Annotated in this window: 5 protein-coding genes; all 5 read right to left on the bottom strand. The window is 63.9% G+C overall.

Annotated features, from left to right (window positions below):
• Nucleotides 1–341 precede the first annotated feature (341 nt).
• The 5 genes from BLP10_RS22110 to BLP10_RS22090 all read right to left on the bottom strand — a co-directional run bounded on the left by BLP10_RS22110 (nucleotide 342) and on the right by BLP10_RS22090 (nucleotide 15,227).
• Nucleotides 342–596 carry a DUF6894 family protein gene (locus tag BLP10_RS22110; RefSeq protein ID WP_091139669.1) on the bottom strand — a complete coding sequence of 85 codons (255 nt, stop codon included), beginning with the start codon at nucleotides 594–596 and terminating at the stop codon, nucleotides 342–344.
• 43 nt (nucleotides 597–639) lie between these two features.
• Entirely contained in the window at nucleotides 640–1,947 is a 1,308-nt protein-coding gene (locus tag BLP10_RS22105) for an HlyD family type I secretion periplasmic adaptor subunit (protein WP_091139666.1), read from the bottom strand.
• Between the two features lie 49 nt (nucleotides 1,948–1,996).
• Complete coding sequence (locus BLP10_RS22100; protein WP_091139663.1) at nucleotides 1,997–4,312, bottom strand: cadherin-like domain-containing protein; 2,316 nt, start codon at nucleotides 4,310–4,312, stop codon at nucleotides 1,997–1,999.
• Entirely contained in the window at nucleotides 4,309–6,078 is a 1,770-nt protein-coding gene (locus tag BLP10_RS22095) for a type I secretion system permease/ATPase (protein ID WP_091139660.1), read from the bottom strand. The genes BLP10_RS22100 and BLP10_RS22095 overlap by 4 nt, the downstream gene beginning before the upstream one ends.
• Nucleotides 6,079–6,182: 104 nt before the next feature.
• The gene (locus BLP10_RS22090; RefSeq protein WP_091139658.1) at nucleotides 6,183–15,227 is read right to left on the bottom strand and encodes a peroxidase family protein; all 9,045 of its coding nucleotides are present in this window, start codon (nucleotides 15,225–15,227) and stop codon (nucleotides 6,183–6,185) included.
• Nucleotides 15,228–15,764 lie beyond the last annotated feature (537 nt).

Genomic DNA, 15,764 nt, shown 5'->3' with positions numbered 1-15,764 from the left:
GAGGATCTCAAGGAGCACAAGAAAAGCACTCTTCGCGAAGCCGCTTAGCCAGCCTGACCGGCCGCCCCACTTTGCAGAACTTGACGCACACAATCGGATACCGTCCGGCCGTTCAGTTTGAGATCACCGAGCCGACCCGCGAGGCTGCTGGCATCCTGGGTTCGCGCAATTGGGCCCAATTTCTCGGCCTATCGCCTGTCAAGAAGCAACGTCTGTCTTGCGTTACTAGCACCACAAGACAGACGACCGACACGTGCCAGGAAGAGGCGTTCCGCGCGAGCGAAGCAGCGCCGAGAAGGTGCTGAATAGTTTTCTTGCACCTCCTTGAATTATAGGTCGGTCTAGCCGTTATGCCCTTGCAGGGTACTCATGTTTTCCGGCTCATCAAGGCTAATCCTGCCTCGGACGTAGCCCATACAATCAACGATTTCGAGGCTCCAGCCGTGCCAGTCGTTCTCCGCATCTGGATCTGCTGCACGCAGGTCGCGAAGGGCAATTAGGATCTCGGCAGCAGCGGCCCCGATATCAACGGCATCAACGCCGATATCGTCTGTCAGTGCGACCTTGCCCTTCACAAGATGCAAGAAGCAGCGCATCCGGTCAGTCTCTCCAAAAGTTGCCGCTTACCTCATGGCAATCTCATTCTTCTCTGAAGGCTTTAGCGAACTGGTCTGTGAACGGTTTGGTGAGATATGAGATCGCAGTCCGGTCCTGGGTGGCCACGAACACCTCCACCGGCATGCCTGGTTTGAGGGGGAGACCGGCCAGTTTCTCAAACTCTACCGGATCTATCTTAAGGTCGGCCAGGTAATGGGTGGTGTTGGTTGCTTGATCGCGTGTTGCCGCCGCGGACACATAGGCAATTTCGCCCTTTACCTCTGGTGTCGTACGTTGGTTGAAGGCAGAGAAGCGCAGCTTCGCCGACTGGCCGACGAACACTTGGTCCACGTCCACAGGGGAAAGCTTGGCCTCGATCTTGAGCGTCGCCTTCTCGGGCACGATCGTGGCCAGAGTCTCGGCTGGAGTGATAACGCCACCAACGGTGTGGACCGAGAGTTCGTTGACGATCCCGGACAGTGGCGCCCGGATGTCCGTCCGCGACAAGCGGTCCTCAAGGGCAATGCGACGGTCATTGAGTTCGGAGATCTTAGTTGCGACCGCGCTCAATTCGCGCTGCGCCTCGGTACGGGCGTTCTCGTCGATTGAGATGATCTGCAATCTGATGCTGCTCATCCGAGCGCGAGCACGGGCAATGCTGGCGTCGACTTCGCCTACCTCGCCCGTTAGCCGGGCGACATCCCGGTTGATGCCGTACATCCGGGATCCCTCGATCAACCCCTTATCGGCGAGGCCCTTGAGCTTGCCGTGCTCGGCGCTCACTAGGTCGAGTTCACGCACCTTCGCGACCTGTTGGAACTGTAGTCCTTTGATCTCCTGTTCGAGCTGGGTGATCTCAGCTTGGAGTTGCTCCTTCTGGCTCTCCCGGTGTGCTCGGTTGCCCTCGAACAGTCGCAGCTCTCCGTAGGAGATGAGATCGGCTTCTGACACGAGAAAGGCCCCCTCCTGTGGCACGGGGATCCCATCAAATCCGTCGCGCTCCGCGAGCAGCCGAGCCCGCCGCGCCACGAGCTCCGAAAGCTGCGAGCGAACGATTGAGAGTTCGGCCTTGGTCTGCACGTCGTCAAGCCGCAGCAGCACTTGCCCGGCTTGGACAACATCGCCTTCCCGTACTGAAATTTGGCTGACGATGCCGCCGTCCCGGTGCTGGATCACCTTTAGGTTTTGATCGACCTTGACGGTGCCCTGCGCAATCACCGAACCGTTGATCTGAGCTACAGCCGCCCAGCCACCACAGCCCACCACCAGCAATGCCCCGAGGGCGATCCCGGCTGTCACGCGGTTCCCGAGGCGGAAGTCGTCGTTGTTCGTCCCGGCGTGCTTGCTCATGTTCTGTCTCCCTGGTGCCGTGGCTTAAAGCCTGCGGTCGTTGTCGTAGTTAGGCGTGCTCGACGATGACAATGGCTCTATGGCCGTCGATATGGATGCTGGTCTCGTAGATTCCGTCGCGATTAAGATCGGCTTCGATCACTGTCCGGTCGATGCTCTCCGAACGCTCGTGACTGAAGCGGATCCGAGCATCATCCTCGGCGACCTTGTCGCCGTAGATGCTCTCGAACTGGTCCTCGAGCTTGTCGAAGACCTTCTCGAACAGGTCGTACTTCGACATCCTGATCCGGTCTCCGGCTTTGAAGTCGACGATCTCGTGGAGGATCGGCGCGCAGGCGTTCACCGGAGGCGGCGGGGCGAACTCGAACAGGTCGTTTCCGTCGCCGCCCTCCATGACGACGGGTTGCTGGCCGACGATGAAGTGGTCGTCGCCCGAGCCGCCGACCACGGTTTCGAAGCCGCTGATGGTGTCGTTGCCGATGTCACAGCCACTGGCCAATCCCTGGGTGAGATCGACAGTGACCCCGCTTTGCGAAGACGAGTAGTCGAGCGTGTCGCAACCGGAGCCGCCATCGAAGACGTCATCGTCGCTGTCGGCTGCGGCGCGAATAATGTCGTTGCCGGCTCCGCCTGACACGATGTCCTGGCCGCCCCCGTCCGTGATCGTGTCGTTGCCTGCCCCGCCCGAGAGCGTCTCGTTACCTCTGGAGCCAGCAATCGTGTCGTCACCCGCTCCACCCTGGACGACCTCGAAGCCGGTGATCTCGTTGTCGCCGATCTCGCAGCCGTTGGCGGAGCCTTCGGCGAGGTCGACATCCACTCCGCTCCCGGTGAGCGACAGGTCGAGGGTGTCGGTCCCGACCCCGCCGTCGTAGACGTCCCGATCGCCGTCGAGGGCGACGACGACATGGTCGTCGCCCTCGCCGCCAGAGACGGTGTCGCGGCCCGCACCATCGAGGAGGAGATCGGCACCTTTTCCGCCCTCGACTCTGTCGTTGCCGTCACCACCTGAGACCACGTCGTTGCCGTCGCCGCCGTGGAGAACGTCATGGCCGGCGTTGCCCTCGATCCTGTCGTCGCCCGCATCACCGTTGACGATGTCGTTCCCGGCCCCGCCGAACAGGGCGTCGTTGCCGTTGCCGCCGTGGATCTGGTCGTCACCGTCATCGCCGAAGACGGTATCGTTGCCGTCGTCGCCGAACAAGCGGTCGTCGCCGGCCCCGCCGGAGATCTGGTCGTTACCCGCGCCGCCGAAGATGATGTCGTTGCCGGCTCCGCCATGGATGATGTCGTCGCCCGCGCCTCCCATGATGTGGTCGTCTCCGGCCCCACCGTCGATCAGGTCGTCCCCGGCCCGTGCGTCGATGATGTCGTTGCCGCCGCGCCCTTGGATATCGTCGGCGCAAGCGGTGCCGATGAGCATGTCGTCGCCGTCCGTCCCGACAATCGCGTTCCGGATCACCGAGAAGTAGGCGTGCTGGACAACCGTCGCCTTGCCGTCCGTGATCTCGTACGTCACCGTCACCGGACCAAGACCGCTGACGTCGTAGAGCCAGCCATTCGCGGTCCAGGTGATGGCACCTGAAGACACCTTCAGGTTCCTGATCGACAGGGCGTCGCCGTCCGGGTCCGAGACATTCGCCAGCAGGTCCGACAGGGCGATAAGGACGGCCGCGCAACCGGCGACATCGCGCAGATAAACCGGGCCGCTCGTCCGCGGCGCCCGGTTGGCCGGGGTCTCCGGGGTCTTCGGATCGTCATCGGCCGGCTTTGGAAGCGGATTGGAATGCTTGGGAGTGTCGTCGTGTTCCCGGTCGTCACTGGACGGATGATCCCAGGGGGCACTCCCGCGGGACCCCGAGCCGCCGGTGCTTGCATCCGGGGATCCCGCGCGGGTAGGAGCGACATTGTCGTTCGCCACGAGGAGCGCACCCTGGAACGTTGCCAGATGGCTCACGTCTGCCTTCGCCGCAAAAGGCTGCACGGAGGGAGGCGGCACCGAGTCAACCATCAGGAAGGTTGGCTCCGTCAGACGGTTGTCGAAGGGTGTGCCCGACCCGATCCGGTGCGGCTCGGCCTCCTCCGGTGCGTCGCCCTGCTCGAGAGGGTCGGCCCTCATTCCGGTCTCGATGAGCTTGAGGCGGGGCTCCTCAGCCTCCTCTGGCCGGAAAGGAGGCTCGTCCTGCTCTGGCAGCCGGCCCCAGCTTGGCATCGCGCTCTTCAGGTAGGCGGCGATGCCGAGGATCAATGCTCCAAACGCCAGCGGCATCTTCGAGGGCCTGACTTCTTTCAGCTCGTAGCGCTGGCGGGTTTCCGCCTCGTGGGCCTGCCCTGCGCCCTTCGTGCCCTTGACGTCGATGATCATGCCATTGCCCTCGCAGTTAGAGGCGACGGTACGGGTGCAGGGGCCGCTGTCCGAGCGGCCGCTGCGTCGATGGTCCCGCGGATGCCGATGATCTCGTCCTTCGTCCCAAAGGCGGTCAGGCGCCCGTTCTGGATGACCGCCACGAGATCGACGGCCACTAGGGCGCTTGGACGATGGGCAATGACTAGGGCAATGCCGCCCCGGGCCCGCACCGTCTTGATCGCCTCGGTCAGGGCGGCTTCGCCCTCGCCGTCGAGGTTGGAGTTCGGCTCGTCCATCACTACCAGGAACGGATCCTTGTAGAGCGCGCGAGCCAAGCCGATGCGCTGGCGCTGTCCAGCCGATAGGGCCGCCCCCTGTGCGCCGAGTTTGGTGCGGTAGCCGTCGGGCAGGCGCACGATCATCTCGTGGATGCCCGCGGCCTGCGCCGCCGCCACGATGGCACGGGAGTCGTTCTCCACATCGAAGCGCGAGATGTTCTCCGCCACGGTGCCGTCGAGAAGGGATACGTCCTGCGGCAGGTAGCCGACATGGTGGCCGAGGTCCTCGTCTTTCCACTGGGTGAGCTCCGCTCCGTCGAGGCGGACGCTGCCGCGCAGCACGGGCCAGATACCCGTCAGAGCACGAACGAGGGTCGTCTTGCCGCCGCCGCTCGGGCCGATGATGCCGAGCGCCTGCCCGGCTCGGACCTGGAATTCCACATCGCTGAGCAGCACCCGGCCGGAATCAGGCGCCGCCACCGTGATCCGCTCGACCTGGAGGAGTCCCTTGGGCGCGGGCAGGACGAGAGGCTCGTCCAAGTCGGCGAGCGCGATCACCGTCTCCTTGAGCCGCTGGAAGGCAGTGCGAGCGGCGACAACGCCCTTCCAGTTGCCGATGGCCTGGTCCACCGGAGCGAGCGCCCGGGCAGAGGCCACGGAGGAGGCGATGATCGCGCCGGCCGACAGTTCCCCCTGGATTGTCAGGTAGGCGCCAAGGCCGAGCGTCGCCGATTGCAGGATCATGCGCAGCACCTTCGAAATGGCGCCGAACGTGCCGCTGATGTCGTTGGTCCTGGTCTGGAGACTCAGGTGCTCGGCGTTGGCCCTGTCGAAGCGGGCGACCGCACGCTTGGCCATGCCCATGGCCTTGAGGATCTCAGCATTGCGGGCGTTGGAGTCTGCGATCGCATTGCGCTCGATCGCCGCCTGATGCGTCGAGCCCGCGAGCCGCCGGGTCATGATCTCGGTCGCGATGGTGAGCAGCGTCAGCACGACCGCGCCGCCGAGCACAAGGGCGCCAAGCAGCGGGTGTAGGAAGTAGACAAAGGCGAGGTAGAGCGGCATCCACGGCAGGTCGAAGAGCGCCGTCGGGCCCTGCCCGCCGAGGAAGCCGCGCACGGTGTCGACGTCACGGCCGCGTTCGAGCGCCTCGGACGTGGAGAAGCCGAAGCGAGGCATGTCGATGGCGACCTGGTGCGCCAAGGGAGCGATGCGCTTGTCGAGCCGCGCGCCGACCCGGACGAGAACCTGTGAGCGGATCACGTCGAACAGGCCCTGGAACAGGTACAGGCCGACGGCCAGCACCGACAGGGCGAGCAGTGTCGGTACGCTGCCGCTGGTTAGCGCCCGGTCGTAGATCTGGAGCATGTAGAAGGAGCCGGTCAACGCCAAGACGTTGATGATGCCGGACACGGAGAAGAGAAAGATGAAGACGCCCCGAAGTCCTTGGGTCAGCTTTTCCGCTGCCTTCCGCTTCTGGGCCGAGGTGAAGCTGGTCCCGCGCATAGTTCCCGTCCCTGCTGGTGGTCTTGTTGTGTGTTGTTGCAGTCTCGTATGGGGTGGCTGGCGGGCCAGGGAGGCCCGCCAGCCGTCGTCCCTCCCGTGGGGGCTTAGGAGAGGACGAAGTCCGATGCCTTCAGGTCGTGGTTGCCCTTGAGGCTGATCTTGAACTCAGCCGCGTCGGGCCCGGTAGTATTACCGCTGACGACCGTGTATTCCCCGTCGTCGCGGGTCTCGTGAGAGATCACGAGCTGGGCAGGTCCTGTGAAGGAAGAACCGTTCGCTAGCGTGAAGGCTTGCTTGCCGGCCGCCCCGGTGTTGGCATCGATCGCCGAGAGGTCGAGACGGTCGCCCGGCTGGAAGCCGAGGATCGTGTCACCGTTGGCATCGGCCGCGGAGAGGAAGCGGAAGACGTCGTTGCCTCCCCCGCCGTCGATCACGTTCACCGCGCGGCTTGCCGTGATCACGTCGTTGCCCGATCCGGTCACAATGTTCTCGATGCCCCAGATCGTGTCGCTGCCGCTCTGGCTGCTGGTGACGGTGCCGCTGCTGGCACCGTTGCTGCCGAGGTTGGCCGTGATGTTGGCTGTGATCGCCGACATGTCGAGCGTGTCGTTGCCCGAGCCGCCTGCCATGTCGTCGCCGTAGTAGACGTCGTTGCCGTCGCCCACCGAGGCTACGATGAGGTCGTTGCCCGCTCCGCCGTAGACCGTGTCGTTGCCCGCTCCGGCGTCGATCAGGTCGTTGCCGTCGTCGCCGAAGATGCGGTCGTTTCCTGCATCGCCGTATAGCATGTCGGCATCACCGCCGCCGAGCATAGTGTCGTCGCCGTCGCCGCCGAACATGACGTCCCGTCCGGCCTCGCCGCTCAGGAAGTCGTTGCCCGCGCCGCCATGGACAACATCCGCTCCGGCTCCCGCAACCACGTTGTCGTGGCCATCAAGCGCCATGATCGTCTCACCCTTGACGGTACCGATCAGGACCTCGGTGGCGTTCGTGCCGGCGATTGGAGCGCCGAGCGAGGTGTCGGGCTGGGTCACCGGAGGCGTGGTGCCGCCCCCGTTGTTGCCCGTCCCAACATCGTCGCCCTCGTCATGGCTGCAGGAACCGTCATCCTCTTCGTCATCATCGCCATGGCCAGGGTTGGTGACATTGTCATCGCCATCCTCGTCATCGCCCGACCCCGTGTCGCCGCCGCCGTTGCCGGGAGGGGTCTCCTCCTCTTCATCGCGGCCGTCTCCAGAACCGAACTGCGGCAGTCCGCCCACGCTGGTGAAGCAGATGCTGTGGCCGTCGCGGGTCATCGTGGTCACGCCCGTGCTTTCGTCGGTCGTGATCTCGTAGTCCTCCGGCACCGTGCCTTCGGGCAGCTCGATCACGTCCTGCGGGCGCAGGGTGCCCACGATGGTGTCGTTGCCGCCGCTGGAGCGGAACACGATCCGGTGTGCCGAGGACAGGGCCGAGATGTCGACTGTGTCGTCCCCGGCATTGCCGTCGATGGTGATCGTGTTGAGCCGCAGGCTGGTGCCAGAGAAGTCGCCGATGATCTCGATGCTGTCACCGTTTGGCATCGTGACATCGCCAGCCGGATCGATGCCGTTGATCCGGATTTCCTCGATCTCCCGCAGTTCGGCGATGACCGACGCGTTGTCGGTGCCGTTGCGAGTGACCACGATCTCCGTGTTGGCGTTCAGGCCGGTGATGCCGGCGGCGACCGCCTCGGACCGTGTATAGATGCGGTAGACCTCTGCCTCGGCGTTGCCGTTGATCACGAAGGTGTCTCCGGCCGTGCCTTCCAAACCACCGTCGACGATGTCCCGGCCATCCGTCGCGCCGCTCGCGTTGGCGTTCCAGATGATCGTGTCGTCGCCGTTTCCTCCGTTCAGTTGGTCGACACCTGCGTTGAGGCCCGGCTTCGTCACATTGATCGCGAGATCGTTGATGTAGAAGCTGTCGCCGTTGTCCCAGTTGTTCCCGTCACCTTCTGCAAGGAACCGGATGGCCGAGCCGGCACCCATCTGATTGGCCGTCAGGGACGCATTGAACGTGCCGGAGCCAGTGGTCGTGCTTCCGAGGATACCGTTGGTCAGCGTCTCCCATTGGTTGGTGGCGAGGTTGAGTACCTGGACAAGGACATTCTGCCCAGCACCGAGATTGACGTCCTGGTAGGCGAACGTGACCGTCGCGGACGTAGCTCCATCGAGGTTCATCGATCGCTGGATGAACTCGCCGCCGTCGGTGGTCTGGTTGAACCTGAGGCGCCCGCCGCTGATGGTGATGTCACCACTTCCAGCGCCGCCGTTGGTCCCGCCCGACTCTCCACCCCCTTCGATCCAGTCGCCCGTGAAGTCAAGGGTTCCCCCGTTGCCATCGTAGCCACTGTCGAAGGTGTCGAAATAGCGGCCGCTGTCCGATCCCGTCCCGCCGACCATGGTGTCGTTCCCGTCGCCGCCGTTCAGGATGTCGGCTCCCTCGCCGCCATTGAGGACGTCGTTGCCGCCGTTCCCGTTGACGGTGTCGTTCCCGCCCATGGCATTGATGGTGTCGCCATTGGCCGTCCCGTTGATGGTCTGCCCGGCATTGGTGCCGGTGATCACATTGGTCGGGGCGGCCGCAGCCAGGATGAAGTCGCTCTGGTCGATGGCAGTGGCCGCGACGCCATTGATGCGGATTGTGCCGAGGACCGTGGAGCTGGGTCCATTTTCCCTGATGGTCAGCAGCGTGCTGGTGCCCTCGGCCGTCTCGAAGACACGGCTCGCGAAATTGTCTGCCGTGACCCCGAGACCACTCAGGTCGATCATATCCTGGGTGTTGATGCTCCCGCCCACCGCATCGAAGCCGTTGATGACATCGTTGCCGAAGTTGGACGCCGTGTAACGGATGACATCGTTGCCTGCATTGAAGCCGTTGAGATTGATGGTGTCGTTCCCGTCACCTCCGATGATCGTGTCGTTGCCGGAGCCACCGTCGATGGAGTCGTCGCCAGTCCCGCCGTCGATCAGGTCATTGCCGCCGCCACCGTTGATGGTGTCGTTGCCCGCCCCGCCGAAGAGCTGATTGGCTCCGTCGTGGCCGGTGATCCTGTTCGCCAGACCGTTACCGGTGCCGTTGATGCTGGTGTTGTTGGCGCCTTCAAGCTCCAGGTTCTCGAGGTTGGCTCCGAGGACGTAGGACCCAGTCGAGACGACCGTGTCGATGCCGCCGTCCGCCGCCTCGACGATGACGTCGCCGCCCGTGACCACGTAGGTGTCGTTTCCGGCCCCTCCGTCCAGCGTATCGACCCCGGCGCCGCCCGTGAGGACGTTGTCGAGATCGTTGCCGGTTCCGGCAAACGCCCCGCCTCCCCTGTAGGTCAGGTTCTCGACGTTGGCTCCTAGGGTATACGCCGCGAGGGTGGTCTGCACCGTGTCGGTGCCGCCGCCTGCCGCCTCGACCACCACGTCGTCCGCGTCGTCGACCACATAGGTGTCGTTGCCCGTGCCGCCGACCATGAGGTCTGCCCCCAAGCCGCCGTCGAGGTTGTCATTGCCGTCGTGGCCGAACAGCAGGTCGTCCCCGGTATTGCCGACGAGAGTGTTGTTTCCGGTCGTGCCCGCCAGCAGGGTGTTCACGCCTGCGATTGCCTCGCGGGTTCCCTGGTCGTCGGTGCTCAGGACATAGTCGCCTTCGAAGGCATAGCCCTCATAGGTGGAGCCTTCGAGATTGATGGTCTCGACCGCCTCTCCGGTCGTGGCGAAATGGTCCGTGACAGTGACGCTCTGGCCGTTGAAGTGGATAACCAGGTCGTCACCGGCCGTGTTGAAGGCGTTGAGGCCGGTGAGTGCCGCGGCAGCGACCGTAATCCGGTCGGTGCCGCTGGTCTCCTGGATGACCGCATTCCCGTCGCCCACGCTGATCGCATAGGTATCGTTGCCGGCCCCGCCGTTGAGTTGGTCGATGCCTAGATTGCTCCCCGTGACGTTGACCGTGAAGTCGTCGACGAAGAAGCTGTCGCCATTGTCCCAGTTGTTCCCGTCGCCGGTGGTAACGAACCGCATGGCCGAGCCGGCACCCATCTGGGCGGCCGTCAGGGACGCGGTGAACGTGCCGGAGCCGGTGGTCGTGCTGCCGAGGATGCCATCGGGAAGGTTCTCCCATTGTCCGGTGATGAGGTTGAGCGCCTGGACGATGACGTTCTGACCTGCACCGAGACCCACGTCCTCGTAGGTGAAGGAAACCGTCGCCGATGTGGCTCCAGCCAGGTTCAACGAGCGCTGGACGTATTCGCCGCCATCCACCGATGAGTTGAACCGGAGGCGTCCGCCGCTGATGGTGATGTCACCATTGTTGGGGCTGTTGCCCGTCTCGCCGCCCCCTTCGGTCCAATCGCCCGTGAAGGTCAGGGTTCCCCCATTACCACCGTAGCCATTGCCGAAGCTGTCGGCATAGCTGCCGGAGTCGCCACCCCGTCCTCCGATCAGGATGTCGTTGCCGTTTCCGCCGTTCAGGATGTCGGCACCCGCCTGGCCGATGATGATGTCGTCCCCCGTGGTTCCGTCCAGGCGTGGCCTGTCGTTCGTTCCCGAACCGCCGTTGTCGTTGTACGGCGTGCCGGTGATCACATTGTAGGTGGTGTCCAGGAACTGAACCCGCTCGATGTTCCGAAGCGTATCGGCCCCGTCCGACACAGGGTTGGTGGCATTGGGGAAGTTGGCCGCGTCGAAGCCCACGTGGTCGACCCGCAGCGAACCGTCGGAGTTCGCCGAGAACGTGTAGTTGGCCGCATTGTCCGTGTAGACGGCGGTATCCACGTCCCCGGTCGCTCTGCCGTCGACGATCTCGCGGACGATCGAGAGCTGGCCCGGGTTGAGTTCGCGAGAGAACATCGTCTGCTGGAGGGTCTTGCCGTTGAACTGCGCCTCGGCGCCGGCCTTCGGGGCCCCCTTCTCATAGTCGGTCTCGAGGTAGATCTTCCCGTCCATATCGTCGGTGGTGTAGGCGACACCATCCTTCACGATCCGGATGCGGACGTTGAGCCACTTGTCGCCGTCGATGACGTCGTTGCCGCCGCCGCCCTTGATCGTGTCGCTGCCGCCGCCGCCGAGCAGGATGTCGGAGGCGTCCGTGGTGTCCATCATGACCATCAGGGGGCTTCCGTCCTTGTCGAAGACGGGCTGACCATCGGCACCGATCGCCTGGACCGGGACCAGATGCCCCACGAGGGCGGCGAGTCCGTCGATCAGGCCAAGGTTCTTCTGGAGCAGCGCGTTGGAGTAAGACTCGAACGGCGCCCCCGCCTCGACCTCCGTGGCGTTGCCGTTGGCGTCGTAGGCGCCCACGACTACGTCGCGTCCGGTCAGCTTGTCGCTGTGCTTCCAGCCCGACAGGCCTTCCACCAGGTCGAAGCGGTCCCGGAGGATGTTGTTCTGCTGGTTCTGGAAGATCGAGACCGTCATATCCGAGTCGGCGGCCTCCTCGTGTCCCTTGTGGATGGCCCAGTCGAAGCCGGCCATGCCGTTGTTGCGCTCGATGCCCTCGTTCTGGAACATGATGTCGTCGCCGGACTCGGCGTCGTAGTCGTTGTCGTTCCCGCGGCCGTTCAGGACGTCGTGGCCGATGATCGTCGAGTTGAAGAACAGCTCGGAGTTCTCGCCCGCCAGGGTGTCGAAGCTCTCGCCGCCCTCGATCCAGTCGTCGCCCTCGTTGCCCTTGAGGAAGCTGATGCCCGTGCCGCCGCGGATGAAGTCGTTCCCCAGGCCGCCGGTGACATCCTTGGCTTCGGTGCCGCCGTAGATGAAGTCCTGGCCGCTGCCGCCGAAGACGAGGTCGAGACCGCTACCAGGGTTGATGACGTCGTCGCCCGCGTCGCCGTGAATGATGTCTGCCGCGCCGATGTCGGTGCCGCTGTCGACGATGATGTCGTTGCCGTCGCCGCCATGGAGGTGGTCGACGCCGTAGCCACCCTCGAGGTAGTCGTCGCCGCCGTCGCCCCACAGGGTGTCGTCGCCCTCGCCGCCGATCAAGGTCTCGCCCCGGTTCGAGCCGCCGAGCACGACGTGGTCGGTGCCGGCATAGCGCAGGTAGTCGACCACTCCGTCGTTGTCGGTGTCCCTGCGGATCACGAGGTCACCGAAGCCTCCGAGGATCGGGTCGTCATGGACCGGGTCTTCGTGGAGCTGCCTGTGTTCCTCGATCTCGAGGATGTGGTCGGCGGTCTGGAACGCGGCGCCGTTGACATGCGTCGACTTCCCGTCACCGAGAGTGGTGTTGCGCATGATGAGCTGCGCGAAGGAGTCGGCCTCCAGCTCATTCAACAGGTTCAGGCCTTGCGCGCGGCTCAGGTAGTAGAACCGGTCGCCCGCCTGGAGCTGCTCCATCTGGTACTCGAACACGTAGGTGAAGGTCGATCCCAGCATCGAGCCAAAGGTCATCTTCTTCTCGGCAAGGCCGCCGATCCAGAAGTCGATATCGTTCAGTCCGCCGAGCGCGGTGTCATTCGCCCATGCTCCCGTGGCATTCAGGAAGGCCAAACGGTCGGCCGGGGCATCGGTGCCGCCCATGACGAGCAGGGTCGCGGCCGCGCGCTTGGCCTCGACGGTCGTGGCGGAGGTGATCGACGGATGCGTGCCGTAGGCCGCGATGAAGTTGATCACCGAGGCGGTGTTCTTCAGCGATAGCGCGAAGTCGTACCAGCTCTCGTAGGGCTTGACGCGGGTGTCCCCGGTGTCGGCGAAGAACTGCTTGCGGGCCTCGTTGAGGGTGGGCACCCCTGTCTCGCGGGCACGGGCGATGTTGACCGCGCCGAGGTCGAGCGGCAGGCCGACGAGGTTGTTGCGTAAGGCGCCCGTCAGGAACTCGTCGATCTCGTTGCCGACTTGGCGGCTCATGCCGTTCAGGATAGCGCCCGCCGCGGCATTCGGGTCTACGCCTGCATCGCCGAAGGCAAGCGGGTTGAGGAATGCCTCGATCAGGCCGATGTCGGTCTTGATCGGCTTCCCGTCAGCATCGTACTTGATCATGTCGATGCTCTCGGTGAGCATCGAATGGCCGAAGCGGTACACGACGTGGGCGAACTCGGCGACGATCGATCCGTCGACGGTGGTGGTGTTGGAGAACAGGAAGGGGTCCACGTCCGGCGCGACGGCGCGGGCGAACTCCTCGAACACGAGGTGCTGGTAGACCATCTCGGTCGAGAAGCGGGCCGCCTGGAACAGGCGCTCGCCGTCCCAGCCGAAGCCGTCGAAGAACTCCTTCAAGGCCGCCTTGCTGACCGGCTCCGCGGCGAGCAGTGAATCCAGTTCCGCCTTGGCCTCGGACAACTGGTCCGCAGTGAGCTTGCGTCCCTCGAGCAGCCATTCGTTCATGAAGTCCAGGTCGCCGGACTCGATGGCGATCTTCATCGTCTCCTCGAGGACGCGGTTGTGCTCGGAGTGGAAGACGTGGTGGATCGAGGTCAGGCCGATGTTCTCGTTGCCGCGGCCGTCACCCACGATCACGTGTCTGTCCAGCAGCTCGTTGTCGTAGGTCTCGTTGTTCCCGTACATGTTCGGGATGATCCGGTTGCCGGCGATGACGTCGCCATCGGCAACCTTTACGCCGTCAGCCACGCCGTCTCGATTATTGTCGTACGATCCCGGGACGGCATTGTGCGCGATGTCGTTCAGGAAGGCACGTCCGGCCGAATGGGCCTCCGACGCCGCAAGGGGTGCATCAAGGCTGGCTTCCGTGGGTCCGCCTTCCTGCATCACCAGTTGCGGGAAACCGTTGGCGCCGCGCACGAACTCGCCGTAGAGGTCCGTCAGGACGGCCGGAACCCGCAGGACGTCGACGTCGGAAAGGATGATGCCGAGCTTGGTCGCCGCCTGCTCCTTCACGTCGGCCCAAGTGGCCGGACCGCCATTCCTGCCTTCGAGCATGCGGCCGGTTGCCATGGGCTTGCCGTCGACGAGCACGTACTCGCGCAGGAAGACCTGATGCGACGGGTTGGAGGTGTAGACCTGGTTCAGGTCGATCCACGGCGTGGTCTCGTTGCGGTGCCCGAGCAGGACGTCGTCCTCATTGCCCTCGATTCCGTCCGCTCCGGCGCCCACCACCGGAGTCGCGCGGGTCAGGACCATAAAGTTGGTGCGCGCACCGGGGGTATGGTCGTAGAGCGGATCATCCTGCTGGAGCGGGATGTAGACCGTGCCGTTGTCGCCCTTGCTGACCATGTCGAGTCCGTGGTCGAAGAACTGGCCGAACAGGGTGAAGAATCCGTTGAAGGGCGCCGTGTCGCCGAGGTCGGGCGAGACGTTGTCGATCATGACGGACTTGGGCGTCACTTCGACGTAGTCGAGCCGGGAGAACTCGAGGTTGGTCGCGGTCGAACGCAGCTCGACGACGGAGTTCGGACCGACCTTCACGTTCTCGAAGGTATGGGTGCGGAGGTTCTCGATCTGGGCACCGTTGCCGGGCGTCGCTTCGTTCAGCATCTTCGTGCCGACCCTGACGCCGTCGACCCAGAGTTCGAAGCTGACGGCATCGTCGTTCTCGTCGAGGTAGCCGATCTTGATGTCATGGTAGACCGGGGTCGTGCCCTCCACGTCGACATCGATCCTGACCGCGCCGCTCTGGCCCGAAGGCAGGCGGATCACCGCGTCCCCCCCCGCGCCTGGGACTGCCTCCTCGTAGAAGCCGCTGACCACCTCGAGATCCTCGGCCTGGACCTTCGTCGTCGTGCCGTAGGTGTAATGGGCCTTGCCCTGCTGGATGAGGGCCCGGATGGCGGGATTGTCGAGCGACTGGTCCGAGATCAGGTTCGAGATGATGCGCGGATCGGCATCCCACACGTCACCAATGTCCTCGTAGCGTGTCGGATCGGCGCTGACGGGAACGCCGGGGCCGCTCGACCCGGGAGGTGCCCGGTCGCCGATGACGTACTTCGGGTTCAGCAGGCGCGGCATGATCTGGTCCGCCGAGCCGCTCCACTCGTGGCCGGGGATCAGGTTGTTGTAGGCACCGTCGACCGTGCGCAGTCCGTAAGGCAGCAAGGGGTTGTCGACCTGTTCACGGAGCGCATCGCCGATCTTTTCCGGAGTCTTCTCGCCCTGGATTCCGTCGATGGCGGCGGTATGGGCCTCCGCGATCTTGATCTGCTTCAGGATGAACTCGAGATCGTGCTTGACCAGTTGGACCATGATGTCTCTCCCTCTGTAACTTTGTCTTTTGTGCCCATTGTCCAGGCAGGGGCTGCTTCGCCCACGAGCCTGCAATTCCAGCAACAATCTTGGCCAAGAGGTGCACGTATCGCATCGGATTGAGGTGCAACGATTTTCTAACCATCGGTCGAGGTGCCTGCCTGGACCGAGGCCCTGCCATCACCTGGACCAAAGTCCGATTTCCCTAGGCATATGATCGGTTCAAAAGCCCGCGCGGTTGCACCGAACTTCAAAAAGCGGCCGAGCGGAAAAGGGATTTTGCGAAGTGATTCCGGCCAGCGCCGAATGCCACAATTGGCTCTGTCTCTCTTGTGAAGTTGAGAAGTTGCCCTCAGAGTGATGAATCTGGAGAACTTCAGTCTCCAACTTCGCATCTCAAGGAGTTCATCACCGTAGTGAATCTTCCCCTTGCGCAATGATGAGTTACATGCGCGATGGGGCCGCCCGCATCAGGGCAGGCAATACACGGCAAGAGATGATAGCGGGAGCAGCGGACGGACCTGCTGAGGACCAGAT

Source organism: Microvirga guangxiensis (genome assembly GCF_900102135.1).
Taxonomy (GTDB): Bacteria; Pseudomonadota; Alphaproteobacteria; order Rhizobiales; family Beijerinckiaceae; genus Microvirga; species Microvirga guangxiensis.
The sequence above is the reverse complement of the archived record's forward strand: the minus strand, read 5'-3'. Positions and strand labels throughout refer to the sequence as shown.